At 69.0% G+C, this 12366-nt stretch carries 16 protein-coding genes; 13 read left to right on the top strand and 3 right to left on the bottom strand.

From position 1 onward, the window contains the following. Window positions 1–136 precede the first annotated feature (136 nt). From ACRAKF_RS06945 to ACRAKF_RS06920, 6 genes are all read left to right on the top strand, one after another. A complete protein-coding gene (locus ACRAKF_RS06945; protein WP_447036017.1) occupies window positions 137–550 on the top strand; it encodes an ATP-binding protein in 414 nt (137 codons plus the stop codon). Window positions 551–1026: 476 nt separating this feature from the next. Then, window positions 1027–1392: a type II toxin-antitoxin system RelE/ParE family toxin gene (locus tag ACRAKF_RS06940; RefSeq protein WP_447041852.1), complete on the top strand. Its 366-nt coding sequence runs from the start codon at window positions 1027–1029 to the stop codon at window positions 1390–1392. Next, window positions 1389–1727 (top strand): helix-turn-helix domain-containing protein, encoded by a 339-nt coding sequence (locus tag ACRAKF_RS06935; protein ID WP_447036016.1) that lies wholly within the window; start codon window positions 1389–1391, stop codon window positions 1725–1727. The genes ACRAKF_RS06940 and ACRAKF_RS06935 overlap by 4 nt, the downstream gene beginning before the upstream one ends. A gap of 14 nt (window positions 1728–1741) precedes the next feature. Continuing rightward, window positions 1742–1978: a helix-turn-helix domain-containing protein gene (locus ACRAKF_RS06930; RefSeq protein WP_447036015.1), complete on the top strand. Its 237-nt coding sequence runs from the start codon at window positions 1742–1744 to the stop codon at window positions 1976–1978. Between the two features lie 244 nt (window positions 1979–2222). Next, the gene (locus ACRAKF_RS06925; RefSeq protein ID WP_447036014.1) at window positions 2223–2546 is read left to right on the top strand and encodes a hypothetical protein; all 324 of its coding nucleotides are present in this window, start codon (window positions 2223–2225) and stop codon (window positions 2544–2546) included. A 483-nt stretch (window positions 2547–3029) separates the two neighbouring features. Continuing rightward, on the top strand, window positions 3030–3857 hold the full coding sequence (locus ACRAKF_RS06920) for an IS5 family transposase (protein WP_447036013.1): 828 nt from the start codon (window positions 3030–3032) through the stop codon (window positions 3855–3857). Between the two features lie 81 nt (window positions 3858–3938). On the opposite strand, the gene ACRAKF_RS06915 is transcribed toward ACRAKF_RS06920, so the two are convergent. Both ACRAKF_RS06915 and ACRAKF_RS06910 read right to left on the bottom strand, forming a co-directional pair. Next, window positions 3939–4685, bottom strand: a complete 747-nt coding sequence (locus tag ACRAKF_RS06915; protein ID WP_447036012.1) for a phosphotransferase family protein — start codon at window positions 4683–4685, stop codon at window positions 3939–3941. A 205-nt stretch (window positions 4686–4890) separates the two neighbouring features. Further along, a complete protein-coding gene (locus ACRAKF_RS06910) occupies window positions 4891–5046 on the bottom strand; it encodes an integrase (RefSeq protein ID WP_447036011.1) in 156 nt (51 codons plus the stop codon). 312 nt (window positions 5047–5358) lie between these two features. Between ACRAKF_RS06910 and ACRAKF_RS06905 the strand changes: the two genes are divergently transcribed. The 4 genes from ACRAKF_RS06905 (at window position 5359) to ACRAKF_RS06890 (ending at window position 9422) form a co-directional block, all read left to right on the top strand. After that, entirely contained in the window at window positions 5359–6762 is a 1404-nt protein-coding gene (locus tag ACRAKF_RS06905; RefSeq protein WP_447036010.1) for a DUF6421 family protein, read from the top strand. 26 nt (window positions 6763–6788) lie between these two features. After that, the gene (locus ACRAKF_RS06900; protein ID WP_447036008.1) at window positions 6789–7529 is read left to right on the top strand and encodes an SDR family NAD(P)-dependent oxidoreductase; all 741 of its coding nucleotides are present in this window, start codon (window positions 6789–6791) and stop codon (window positions 7527–7529) included. Between the two features lie 86 nt (window positions 7530–7615). Continuing rightward, entirely contained in the window at window positions 7616–8686 is a 1071-nt protein-coding gene (locus tag ACRAKF_RS06895; RefSeq protein ID WP_447041850.1) for a threonine aldolase family protein, read from the top strand. 130 nt (window positions 8687–8816) lie between these two features. Continuing rightward, on the top strand, window positions 8817–9422 hold the full coding sequence (locus ACRAKF_RS06890; protein ID WP_447036007.1) for a transglutaminase domain-containing protein: 606 nt from the start codon (window positions 8817–8819) through the stop codon (window positions 9420–9422). 1 nt (window position 9423) lies between these two features. Here ACRAKF_RS06890 and ACRAKF_RS06885 read toward each other — a convergent pair whose 3' ends face one another. Further along, the gene (locus ACRAKF_RS06885; protein WP_447036006.1) at window positions 9424–10152 is read right to left on the bottom strand and encodes a lysophospholipid acyltransferase family protein; all 729 of its coding nucleotides are present in this window, start codon (window positions 10150–10152) and stop codon (window positions 9424–9426) included. Between the two features lie 196 nt (window positions 10153–10348). Between ACRAKF_RS06885 and ACRAKF_RS06880 the strand changes: the two genes are divergently transcribed. The 3 genes from ACRAKF_RS06880 to ACRAKF_RS06870 all read left to right on the top strand — a co-directional run bounded on the left by ACRAKF_RS06880 (window position 10349) and on the right by ACRAKF_RS06870 (window position 12361). After that, on the top strand, window positions 10349–10705 hold the full coding sequence (locus tag ACRAKF_RS06880; protein WP_447041848.1) for a TlpA family protein disulfide reductase: 357 nt from the start codon (window positions 10349–10351) through the stop codon (window positions 10703–10705). Window positions 10706–10838: 133 nt separating this feature from the next. After that, on the top strand, window positions 10839–11345 hold the full coding sequence (locus tag ACRAKF_RS06875) for a flavin reductase family protein (RefSeq protein ID WP_447036005.1): 507 nt from the start codon (window positions 10839–10841) through the stop codon (window positions 11343–11345). Window positions 11346–11575: 230 nt separating this feature from the next. Further along, on the top strand, window positions 11576–12361 hold the full coding sequence (locus tag ACRAKF_RS06870) for an electron transfer flavoprotein subunit beta/FixA family protein (protein ID WP_447036004.1): 786 nt from the start codon (window positions 11576–11578) through the stop codon (window positions 12359–12361). The last annotated feature ends 5 nt before the right edge of the window (window positions 12362–12366 follow it).

The raw sequence follows: 12366 nt of genomic DNA, 5'->3' as shown, positions 1-12366 counted from the left end.
GTCGGGTGACGTGGGACACACGGTTCCCCTGCGGGGGTTACGGAGGGCCGACATGGGGCGGCCGTGCGCGTTAAGGACCCGGTTTCGGGGGCAAGAGGGCCTTTCGTACAGTCCACCCCTGAACGAGGAGGGGCGTATGCGGACGGACCATGCACGGCACAGTGTCAGGCCGTTGGACCGCGCGGTCTTCGGCAACCGGCCGGAAGTCGTGGCCCAGGCGCGGGATTTCGCCCGTGCCTTTCTCGGCGGACTCAGTCCGGCCCTGGAGGAGCAGGCGGCGGCGAGCGTCGAACTCACCGTCTCCGAACTCGTCACCAACTCGGTGCGGCACGCCCACGGCACCTCGTGCTCGCTGCGGCTGGCGGCCGACCGGGAGACGGTGACGGTAGCCGTCACCGACGCGGACCCCCGCCCCCCACGCGAGCGCACCCCGGACCTGGCGGGCGCCACGGGCGGCTTCGGCTGGCCCATGGTCCGCGGCCTGTCCAGGGCGGTAACGGTCAGCACGGGGCCCCAGGGCAAGACGGTACGGGCGCACTTGCCGCGGTAACTGAGGCGAGATATGCCCCTCTCCCGGGGGGACATATCGGTTGACGGGAGCGCTGTCCGCGGACATCACGAGCGTCGACGCGGTGACGTCCGACACCGACCACAGCTACGGCGTGTCCGGCAACGTCACCTCGATCTCCGACACCCCGACGGGCGGCCAGGCGGACGTCCAGTGCTTCCGCTACGACTGGCAGCGCCGCCTGACGCCGGCTTGGGCGACGGCCGACCCCGCCGATGAGGCCGCGGGCACCGACAAGCAGAACAAGGCGTGTGCGAGTGACGCCTCGGCCTCGACGCTGGGCGGCCCTGTCGCCTACTGGCAGGACTTCGACCCCGACGCGTCGGGCAACCGCAGCAAGCAGGAGCTGCACGGCGCGGGCGGCAAGCCGGACGTGACGCGGACGTACACGTACGGCAAGGACACCGACGGCAACGGAGGCCCGCACACCCTCACCAAAAGTGGTGCGCTCGGGCCCGATCCCGCCGGAAGAGGCAGACTCCGCGCCGCCCCGGCCGGTTGCCGCCGGTTTGCACTACAAGCAGGCCGAACGCGTCGCCGACCTGCTCGCCGAGCAGCCCACCACGCTCGACGAACCGCACTCCCGCCATCTGGGCGGCAAGCTCCGCGAGCTGTGCTTCCGCCTCGGCGATGCCCATCAGCGGATCACCTACTGGCTGGCGCCCGGCCGATGTGTCGTGCTGCTCACCGTGTTCCGCAAGACCAAGATGCGCGAGCAGGCCGAAGTGGACCGCGCCCACGCCGCACAGCGATTGTGCGAGGCAGAGCATGAAGCCGCCGCCGTACACGACCTCTACAGCCGCAACCTCAAGGAGAACCGATGAACCACAGCGAATGGAGGACCCGTCGCCACCGCCGGCTGCTGGGCGAGCACCTGGACGCCGACCCCGAGTACGACCGGGTCTACGAAGAGGCCGGTCTCGCCATGACGTTGGGCAAAGCCGTCTACAACCGGCGTAAGCAGTTGGGCCTGAGCGAGGCCGACCTCGCCGAGCGTATGCACGTCGACGTCGATGACATCGAAGGCATCGAGACAGCCACCGAGCTGCCGCCCATTGCGGTCATCATGCGCCTGGCCCGCGCGCTGGACCTCACGGTGGACGTGCACCTCGCCAGCGGAGACGAGCCCACCGTCACCATCGTCGCCCCAGCGGCCTGAGGCGGGGAGGAACCATGCAGGACCCGCCTTCCGCGCTCGCCCGTGAGCTCGGGCAACTCGTCCACGACCGGCGCATCGAGCTCGGGCTGTCCCAGGCCGAGCTGGCCGAGCGGTGCGGGATGAGGCAGCCGCAGATCTCCCGCTTCGAAGGCGGCGGGACCGTGCCCACGCTTCCCCTCCTGCGCCGTCTGGCTCAGGCTCTCGGCGCCGACCTGACCATCAGCCTCACCCCGCACGACAAAGCCGCTTGACAAGCGGTCATAATTCCTGGAATTCCCCAGGCGGCATAGACCACTGACGGCAGTAGTGACGGCAAAACCAGCAGACTCCAGCGCGCGAGCACGAACATCCGGTGACTGCCAAATGGCCTGCTGGCCAGCAAACTTGCGGGTAGGAGTGGCCTGGCCTGCACACGTACTATGTGCTCGCGGGGGCCACTCCGGTAGTCGTTCATAATTCCGGGGCTGTCCGACCGTTGGGTCCGTCGATGGTCTCATGAAGAATCTCGACGACGACGTGATCTTCCATTCCTCGGACCAGAAGGGCTACGAGGGGATCCTCGGATCTGGGACGATTCGAGCGGATCCAAAGGGGTGTGCGTACGTTACCCAGGAGATGGTGTCGCCTGGTGATATACGCAACGTTCTCTTAGCCGATAACCCTGCCTATGCAGGCAAGGGCGGCTTCGTGATCGCAATTCGAAGGCGGGAGGGTGTGTCTCTCCGAGTAGGAGAGCAGCCTAACGAGCTGATACACCAGGGGTCGTTGAGGTTTGACCGATCCGACGTGTTGTACGCCGGCCCGAACCCGTTTGGCTAGGAGAGGTTTATGCAGGTAGGGCTGGCACTTGAGGAGCTGGAGACGCTGGCTTCAGCGTTGGTGCGCTTGAGTTCGAAGACGAGGAACCTCCCGAACCGTATTTTGGTAGCCCCAGACTTGCGGCAGCACATCGCCGAATCGTCGATTCGATCATATTGGAAAGTGAGCGAATCCAGGATTCGCGTCGGGTGGCGCGCTGGGAATCCTGGCGAAGGTGGTCTACGAGAGAGTACGAGAGGGGCGTGATCGCTCGATGCGCCTCATCGTTGGAAGTATGGGATGAGTGGGGAGTCAGTCAGAAGATTGAGGTCTTGAAGACCTGCTCTGCGCCGTTCGAGCCAAACGAAGAGGAGCTGGAGGAGGTTCGCAACGAGATCGATGCGAGGCGTAAAGGTCAGTAACAAAAGGAGGCTTCTGAGCCTCCAGGAATGAGGGTGTGTCAGTCCTTGTTAATGCTGGCTGAAGGGGGGCGAGCCAGTCGAGATGAGGAAGACCGCTGCCAGACCGTGGGAAATCGACGACGAGTTGTGGGCGCGTATCGAGCCGTTGCTGCCGGTTGTCCCGCGTAATCCGTGGCGTCCTGGTCGTAAGCGTCTGGATAGTCGCAGGGTGCTGTGCGGGATCCTGTTCGTGCTGTACACCGGGATCCGCTGGGAGTTTCTGCCCCATGAGCTGGGCTTCGGCTCGGGGATGACCTGCTGGCGACGGCTGCGGGACTGGAACGAGGCCGGGGTCTGGCAGCGCCTGCACGAGTTGCTGCTCTCCGAGCTGCGGGCCGCAGACCTGCTGGACTTCTCCCGCGCCGCGGTCGACTCCAGCCACATCCGCGCGATGAAGGGCGGGCCGGCCACCGGCCCGTCTCCGGTGGACCTGGGCAAGGCCGGTAGCAAGCACCACCACCTGATCGTCGAGGCGCACGGCATCCCGGTCGCCGCGATCACTACCGGCGGCAACCGAAACGACGTCACCCAGCTGATCCCGCTGATCCAGGCCGTCCCGCCGATCCGCGGCAAACGCGGCCAGCCACTGCGCCGCCCCAAGCACCTGTACGCCGACCGCGGCTATGACCACGAGGTCTACCGGAACAAGGTCCGCCGGTTCCAGATCACCCCGCACATTGCCCGGCGCGGTACCGGGCACGGCTCTGGCCTGGGCGTGTACCGCTGGGTCGTGGAAGGAGCGATCGCGCTGCTGCACTGGTTCCGCCGCCTGCGTATCCGCTGGGAGATCCGCGACGACATCCACCACACGTTCGTCACCCTTGGCTGCGCCGTCATCTGCTGGCGACGACTGCGCACCACACTTTGTTGAGGGTGAGGGCGGGCGATCGCCCCAGGGGATAGCCCGCTCGATGCGTCAGAACGCATTCGTAGCAGCCGTACCCGCACAGCCTCACATCCGGGATCTCAGCACGTCGACCTCACAGCCCGGCGCGAAGGGGTCGAAGCCGTGCTCGATCAGCCAGCGAACTGCCAGCAGGCTTCGCAGCGACCACCACGCGTGGATCACGTTGAGGTCGACGTCGGTGCCGTAGCCGGCGAGGACGTCGTCGAGGTGTTCCTCGTGTCCGAGCGTGAAGGTGGCGAGGTCGTACAGGGCATCACCCTGGCCCGCCTCGGACCAGTCGATGATGCCCGTCACCTTGTCGCCGTCGACGAAGACGTGCGCGATCTGCAGGTCGCCGTGTGTGAACGCCGGGGTCCACGGCCGGAGCGCGGCCTCGGCGACCCGGCGGTTGCGGGTGACCAGGTCGGCGGGCAGGAGGCCGTTCGTCACGAGCAACTCGCACTCGTCGTCGAGTTCCTGCGCCAGCGCGACGATGCTCCGCCCGGCTCGGCCGGACCGGGGCGGCAGCGGCGCGTCGTGCAGCTTCCGGATGGCGGCGCCCGCCGCGGCCCACGCCGCCGGTGACCCGGTCGAGGGCCCGCCGAGGCGCCCGAGCGTCGTCCCCGGGAGCGCGGCGATCGCAAGCACGGACGGCTTGCGCCACAGGACCTCCGGCGTCGGGACCGGCGCGAGGGACATCGCCTCGACCTCGACGTCGATACGCGCCTGATCGGCGTCCACCTTCAGGAACACGTCGCCGACGCGCAGGGTTGCGCGCTCGGAATGGGCGACGACGACTTTGACCTCATCCATGGCCGACCAGTATCCCGGAGGTGATCGCCGACGTCGCCAGATTTATCGCATGCGATTACACAGCTGACCGCATTCCGCTACCCGGCGGCCTCGTGCACGACACCGACCTCTGACCAGGTCAGCCCACCACTTTTGTTAGGAGTCGTAACTCCTCCAGCTCCGACAGCCCCTCACGAGGCGCTTGACGGCAACGCTGACGGCAACGTCAACGGACGGCTACCGATGCGGGCGGCGGCTCCTCGGAGTCGTCGCCCGCAGCCAGTGCGTTGCCCGGGGTGTAGATGCCGTGGCGCTGGATGCGGAGTCGTGCGTGGGCGTAGACGCCGGCGGTGACGCCGTGCTCCAGGGCGGACCTGAGCACGGGGTGGGCGTAGGTGATCGTCGGTGGCGAGACAGCTTGTGGCGGCGCTGGTCGGCGGCGCAGCGGCGGGGCCGGTCGTGCCGGGCGTCGATGCCGCGCGGGCAGCGCCGGCAGGTCGTGCGGAGCTGCCGTCTCGCCGAACCGCCGCCCCCGCCGGCGTGGCAGAAGCGGCTGTCCCAGCCCCGTCAGGCAGGAAGAACAGCGGTGAAGTAGGGAGTACGCAGGACACTTTCCCGGACGACCCCCCTTGTCGTGGAGAACCGTGCACGCATACGGTGTCCATACGCGAGGTTCTCCCGTGGAAGGTGGGTCATGACGGAAATTCTTGTGCAGGCGGGTACGGAGGGTGCGGTTCCTTCCGCTGAGGAGCGGGTGGTGGACCACCCGGCGTGGCCGGTGCTCAAGGAGGCCGTGGAGGAGATCAGGCCCTGGCAGTCGCAGGACGGCTCCATCGACTTCGACGCGGAGGGCGCCCCGGCGAAGGCCGCCGCCGAGCTGGTCGTGGACCGCGTCGTCTCCGCGATCGAGCAGCTCGCCCCGCTGCTGCCGCACGACGCCGCGTACCACAAAGCCCTCGTGGGCGACCTGCGCCGCTGGTCCGACGGCGGCTTCGAGGTGCCGGACTTCCTCGACTCGCTGCTGGCCTTCCAGCCCGCGGCGCACCGCGAGGACGGCCTCCAGCACCTCGTCGTCTTCCCGATGTACACGCAGAACGGCAACCCCGACCGCAACCTCGAAGCGGTCGTGCTGCGCATGGTCTGGCCCGAGTGGCTGGCCGAGCTGGAGCGGACCCGGTACGACAACCCGCTGTTCTGCGGCATCACCTTCGAGGACTTCACCTCCGGGTACGACACCAACTCGGCGGTTCTCTTCCCGGAGACCATCGCGGTCCGCGAGGCGCCCGAGCGCTTCTCCTGGGGCGGCATCTTCTGCGACCGCGAGGCGGCCCGCTTCCGCCGTGTGACCGAGGCCGCCGTGGACCTGCTCGGTCTGGAGCTGCCCGAGGACATCCGCGCGATGGTCGGCGACCAGGACCGCTGCCAGCAGGCGTTCGTCCTGTGGGACATGGTCCACGACCGCACCCACAGCCACGGCGACCTGCCCTTCGACCCCTTCATGATCAAGCAGCGCCAGCCGTTCTGGATGTACGGCCTCGAAGAGCTGCGCTGCGACCTCACCGCCTTCAAGGAGGCCGTGAAGCTGGAGGCCGACGGCGTCCCGCAGGGCCGCGACGTGCAGTACGCGGTGCTCTTCGACCGGATGTTCCGCTTCCCGGTCACCGGTGAGCGCGTACGCAACTACGACGGGCTCGGCGGCCAGCTCCTCTTCGCGTACCTCCACAAGCACGACGTCGTCCGCTGGACCGACAACCAGCTCAGGATCGACTGGGAGCGCGCCCCGCAGATCACCAACCAGCTCTGCGCCGAGATCGAGGACCTCTACCGCGCGGGCATCGACCGCCCGAAGCTGGTCCACTGGTTCGCCGCGTACGACCTGGTCTCGACGTACCTCGCCCCGCACCCCGGATCCCGCTGGGCCAAGGGCCCGGATGCCCTGGACACCTCGCTGCCGCCGCGCAAACTGGTGGACGAGGTGCTTCCCGACGAATTTCCGCTCAGCATGTTCTATGAGGCGCTCTCCAAGAAGCTGAAGCACGTGATCGCCTCCACCAAGGGGATCACCGCTTCCTCGGGCGCCGAGAAGGTCGCCGCGTGAGCGGCCGCCAGGAGGAGGCGAGGAAGATGTCCGCACTCGATGGGGCCGTGGTCGCGGTGGCCGGAGCCGCAGGACCCGCCGGACGAGCCACCCTGCTGAGGCTCGCTGAGGCGGGAGCCACGGTCGTGGCCTCCGACGCCGACCCGGTCCGCCTCGCCGAAGCGGTGGACGCCGCCCGGTACGCGCACGGCGGCGCCACCGTCATAGGCGACACGGTAGATCTCCTGGACCTGGACGCGGCCCGGGAGTGGGCGACGCGCACGGAGAAGGAGTTCGGGCGGATCGACGGCCTGGTCCACCTCGTCGGCGGCTGGCGCGGCAGCAAGAGCTTTACCGAGACCGACCTCGCCGACTGGGACTTCCTGGAGAAGCTCCTGATCCGCACGGTCCAGCACACCACCCTCGCCTTCGAGGAGGGCCTGCGGCGCAGCGACCGCGGGCGCTACCTGCTCATCAGCGCGGCCGGCGCCTCCAAGCCGACCGCGGGCAACGCGGCGTACGCGGCCTCCAAGGCGGCGGCCGAGGCCTGGACGCTCGCCCTCGCCGACGCCTTCCGCAAGGCGGGGGGCGAGCAGGGCCCGCGTGCGGCGGCTGCCATCCTGGTGGTCAAGGCGCTGGTGCACGACGCGATGCGCGCGGAGCGGCCCAACGCGAAGTTCGCGGGCTTCACGGACGTCAAGGAGCTGGCCGATGCCATCGCCGACGTCTGGGAGCGGCCCGCCGGTGAAGTGAACGGAAACCGCCTGTGGCTGACAGAGAAGCCGTGACCGCACGCGACCGGGCCGCCGTGACCGCACGCGACCGGGCCGCCGTGACCGAACGCGACCGCGCCGCCAGGGAAGCCGGGCAAGCCGTGAACCCTCCGAAGACCGACGCCCGGCGTCACCACGACGCCGGCCTGCGCGGCTTCGCGAGCGACAACTACGCGGGCGCGCACCCCGAGGTCATGGCCGCCCTGGCGCTGGCCAACGGCGGCCACCAGGTCGCGTACGGCGAGGACGACTACACCGCCCACCTCCAGCAGGTGATCCGCGGCCACTTCGGACCCACCGCCGAGGCGTTCCCGGTGTTCAACGGCACGGGGGCCAACGTCGTCGCGCTCCAGGCGCTCGCCGACCGCTGGGGCGCGGTGATCTGCGCCGAGTCCGCGCACATCAACGTGGACGAGGGCGGTGCCCCCGAGCGCATGGCGGGGCTCAAGCTGCTCACGGTGCCCACGCCGGACGGCAAGCTCACGCCCGAGCTGATCGACCAGCAGGCGTTCGGCTGGGACGACGAGCACCGGGCCATGCCGCAGGTCGTCTCGATCGCGCAGAACACCGAGCTCGGCACGCTCTACACGCCCGACGAGATCCGCGCGATCTGCGACCACGCGCACCAGCTCGGCATGAAGGTGCACCTCGACGGCGCCCGGATAGCCAACGCCGCGGCGGCTCTCGACGTGCCCATGCGGACGTTCACGAACGCGGTCGGCGTCGACATCCTGTCGCTCGGCGGCACGAAGAACGGCGCGCTGTTCGGCGAGGCCGTCGTCGTCATCAATCAGGACGCGGTGCGCCACATGAAGCACCTGCGCAAGATGTCGATGCAGCTCGCCTCGAAGATGCGCTTCGTCTCCGTCCAGCTGGAGGCGCTGCTCGCCAAGGACCTGTGGCTGCGCAACGCCCGGCACGCCAACGCGATGGCGCAGCGCCTCGCGGAGGGCGTCCGCTCGGTGCCCGGCGTGGAGATCCTCCATCCCGTACAGGCCAACGCCGTCTTCGCCCGGCTGCCGCACGACGTGAGCGAGCGGCTCCAGAAGCGCTACCGCTTCTACTTCTGGGACGAGGCGGCCGGCGACGTGCGCTGGATGTGCGCGTTCGACACGCGCGAGGAGGACGTCGACGGGTTCCTCGCGGCGCTCAAGGAGGAGATGGCGGGCTGACCACCCTGACCACCTGACCCACCCTGACCACCTGACCACCGCGCCACCGCCCGGCAAGGCGCTGCATAGTTATACGGCCGACCGTAAAGTCATTGACTGACGATGGGTCGTATTCCTATGCTCGCGTGCCATGCAGCTCATCCAGCGAGATCCCGACCTGTCCGCGTATCTGGCCGCCGACGAGGTCATCGACCACCAGCACCCCGTCGTACGCGAGACCGCCGCGCGCCTGGTGAGAGAGGCCACGGATTCCTACGCATACGCCCGCGCCGCCTACATCCACGTACGGGACACCGTTCCGCACTCCGCGGACACCGGCGACATGCGCGTGACCTGGCGGGCCTCGGACGTCCTCGAACAGCGCACGGGCATCTGTCACGCCAAGGCACACGCCCTGGCCGCGCTGCTGCGCGCCGAGGACATCCCGGCCGCGCTCTGCTACCAGCGGCTGGCCCACGACGCGGGAACCGGGCACTGCCTGCACGGGCTCGTCGCCGTGCGGTTCCGGGGCGCCTGGCACCGGCAGGACTGCCGCGGCAACAAGCCGGGCGTCGACGCGCGGTTCTCCCTGACGGGGGAGCGGCTGGCCTGGACGCCGGATGCCGACGCGGGTGAGGTGGACCACCCGGGCCTCTACGCCGTGCCGGACCCGGGCGTCCTGCGGGTCATGCGGAGCGCCCCGGACAGGTCCTCCCTGTGGGAGAACCTGCCCGACACGCTCCGGGCGCCCGAGTGACTCAGCCGGCCTCCAGGGCCTTCACCTCGGCAGGGGTCGGCGCCGTCCCGCCGAGGTGCGCCGGCATCCACCACGTGTCGTCGGGGCCCTTGGGGCGTACGGGGTAGGCGCGCTGGGCGGCTTCGAGCAGCTCCTGGCACCGCTCGCGCAGCCGCCGCGTGATCGCGCCCGCGTACTGGTCCTTGGGCGCTTCGATGGGCTCGCCCACCCGGATCGTGATCGGCGTGTGGCTGCGCTTGAAGTTGCGCGGCTGGCCCTTGGTCCACAGCCGCTGCGTGCCCCACAGTGCCATCGGGATGAGCGGGACGCCCGCCTCCTGGGCCATGCGCGCGGCGCCCGACTTGAAGGACTTCAGCGTGAAGGACTGCGAGATCGTCGCCTCGGGGAAGACGCCGATGATTTCCCCGGAGCGCAGCGAGTCGAGCGCGTGCGCGTACGCCGTCTCGCCCTGCTTGCGGTCGACGGGGATGTGCTTCATCCCACGCATCAGCGGCCCGGAGATCTTGTGCCGGAACACCGACTCCTTGGCCATGAAGCGCACAAGACGCTTCTGCGGCAGGGCGGCGAGGCCGTCGAAGATGAAGTCGAGGTAGCTGATGTGGTTGCTGACGAGGACCGCGCCACCGGTGCGTGGGATGTTCTCCGACCCCTTGCAGTCGATCTTCAGGTCCCATGCCTTGAACAGCGTTTTCGCGGCACCGATGACCGGACGGTAGACAAGCTCTGCCATGGGTGGGGAGGGCCCTTCGTGTCTGCCTGGGGAGGGGGCTCCCGGCGGGAGGTTACGCAGCCGTAGGTTTTTCGGCGTTGCGCAGATCGTGCCCCAAGAACGGACGAGTGACCACCCTTGGTGCCGTCAATCCGGGAGATTCTCGTCACGTCGGAATTCTTACGGCCGCACAAGCGCTGAACTGGGACGGAACCGGATCAAGAAATGTGCGGGCGGGAGGCAGTACGTGCCAGGAGGCGACATCGGGCAACGGCTCGGCGCGGCGGACATCGGGGAGGAATTGGGGGAACGGGCGACGCTCGTGCAGTTCTCCAGCGCCTTCTGCCGGCCCTGCCGCGCCACTCGCGCGGTCCTCGCGGACGTGGCCGGAATGGTTCCCGGCGTGGCCCACGTGGAGATCGACGCAGAGGAGCACCTCGCACTCGTACGGGAGCTGCGGGTCGAGAAGACGCCGACCGTGTTCGTCCTCGACGCGCTGGGCCACGTGGTGCGCCGAGCCGCGGGACAGCCCCGCAAGGCCGATGTGATCGCCGCGCTCGGGGAGGCCGTGTGACCCTCGGTCGCCCGAGCGGCGGACGGCCGGTCCGTGACGCATCTTTCATCCCCGGGGCTGGGCTTGACTGGATGAGCCGACTCTCGCGAGCCTGCTCACATGTCCCGGGCCCCCCTTCCATAAGGACGATTCAGTGACGGCATCGCCCGCCATCGGCGCCCGCACGGCCACCCCCGACCTGCTGCGCTCGGTCTTCCGGCGGCACGCGGCGGGGGTCGCCGTGATCACCGCGGCCCACGGCGGCCGCCCCGTCGGCTTCACCGCCACCTCGCTCACCTCGGTCTCCGCCGAGCCCCCGATGATCTCCTTCGGCATCGGTACGGGCGCGTCGAGCTGGCCCGCCGTCAGCGCGGCCGAGCACATCGGCGTCCACATACTCGGCGAGCACCAGCGGGAGCTCGCCGGCACGTTCGCGCGCAGCGGCGCCGACCGCTTCGGCGCGCCCACCGAGTGGCACGAGGGGCCCGAAGGGGTGCCGGTGCTCGACGGCACGCTCGCCTGGATGGTCTGCCGGATCGTGGCGCGGGTGCCCGCGGGCGACCACCGGCTCGTCCTCGCGGAGGCCGTGGCGGGCGACCCGGCGGGTGAGGGGCGGCCGCTCCTGTACCACCACGGACGCTTCAACGCGCTGCGCGACTGAGAGTTCCCGGAAACGGGGGTTCGGGGCCTTTCGCGCGGCGTTGGGAAGGTCACAGTTCAAAGCGCTTGCTCAGCGGGAATGAACTGGGTGTACTCATGAGTAATATTTCGACGGAGCAGGGGCCTCCCCGACCGGAGTCCACCGCTTCAGGCGCCTATGCTGCCTGCAAGAAGGCAGTGGCCGAAGCCAAGGCAGCAGCCCAGTAAAGACGATGCAGTAGGAGAGCCGGCGTGAGCTTGAGGATCGTTGTCTGTGTGAAGTACGTGCCCGACGCCACCGGCGACCGGCACTTCGCCGATGACCTGACCGTCGACCGGGACGACGTCGACGGCCTGCTGTCGGAGCTCGACGAGTACGCCGTCGAGCAGGCGCTGCAGATCGCCGACGAGGCGGACGACGCGGAGATCACCGTGCTGACCGTCGGCCCCGAGGACGCCAAGGACGCGCTGCGCAAGGCGCTCTCCATGGGCGCCGACAAGGCCGTCCACGTCGAGGACGACGACCTGCACGGCACCGACGTCATGGGCACCTCGCTGGTGCTCGCCAAGGCGATCGAGAAGACCGGCTTCGACCTGGTCATCGCCGGTATGGCCTCGACCGACGGCACGATGGGCGTGCTGCCGGCGATCCTCGCCGAGCGCCTGGGCGTCCCGCAGGTCACCCTGCTCTCCGAGGTCTCCGTCGAGGACGGCGTCGTCAAGGGCCGCCGTGACGGTGACGCCGCCTCCGAGCAGCTCGAGGCGTCCCTGCCGGCCGTCGTGTCCGTGACGGACCAGTCGGGCGAGGCCCGCTACCCGTCCTTCAAGGGCATCATGGCCGCCAAGAAGAAGCCGGTGCAGGCGTACGACCTCAGTGACCTGGACATCGAGGCCGAAGAGGTCGGCCTCGAAGGCGCCTGGACCAAGGTCGAGTCCGCCACCGAGCGTCCGGCCCGCACGGCCGGCACGATCGTCAAGGACGAGGGCGAGGGCGGCAAGCAGCTCGCCGAGTACCTCGCGGGCCAGAAGTTCATCTAGCCGCC

The sequence above is a fragment of the Streptomyces sp. DSM 118878 genome (genome assembly GCF_052936595.1).
This window is presented reverse-complemented; position numbering and strand designations above follow the sequence as displayed.

Coding starts and splice junctions, on each gene's coding strand:
- ACRAKF_RS06945 (WP_447036017.1), top strand. CDS start 137: ATGCGGACGGACCATGCACGGCACAGTGTCAGGCCGTTGGACCGCGCG.
- ACRAKF_RS06935 (WP_447036016.1), top strand. CDS start 1,389: ATGAACCACAGCGAATGGAGGACCCGTCGCCACCGCCGGCTGCTGGGC.
- ACRAKF_RS06930 (WP_447036015.1), top strand. CDS start 1,742: ATGCAGGACCCGCCTTCCGCGCTCGCCCGTGAGCTCGGGCAACTCGTC.
- ACRAKF_RS06925 (WP_447036014.1), top strand. CDS start 2,223: ATGAAGAATCTCGACGACGACGTGATCTTCCATTCCTCGGACCAGAAG.
- ACRAKF_RS06920 (WP_447036013.1), top strand. CDS start 3,030: ATGAGGAAGACCGCTGCCAGACCGTGGGAAATCGACGACGAGTTGTGG.
- ACRAKF_RS06915 (WP_447036012.1), bottom strand. CDS start 4,685: ATGGATGAGGTCAAAGTCGTCGTCGCCCATTCCGAGCGCGCAACCCTG.
- ACRAKF_RS06905 (WP_447036010.1), top strand. CDS start 5,359: ATGACGGAAATTCTTGTGCAGGCGGGTACGGAGGGTGCGGTTCCTTCC.
- ACRAKF_RS06900 (WP_447036008.1), top strand. CDS start 6,789: ATGTCCGCACTCGATGGGGCCGTGGTCGCGGTGGCCGGAGCCGCAGGA.
- ACRAKF_RS06890 (WP_447036007.1), top strand. CDS start 8,817: ATGCAGCTCATCCAGCGAGATCCCGACCTGTCCGCGTATCTGGCCGCC.
- ACRAKF_RS06885 (WP_447036006.1), bottom strand. CDS start 10,152: ATGGCAGAGCTTGTCTACCGTCCGGTCATCGGTGCCGCGAAAACGCTG.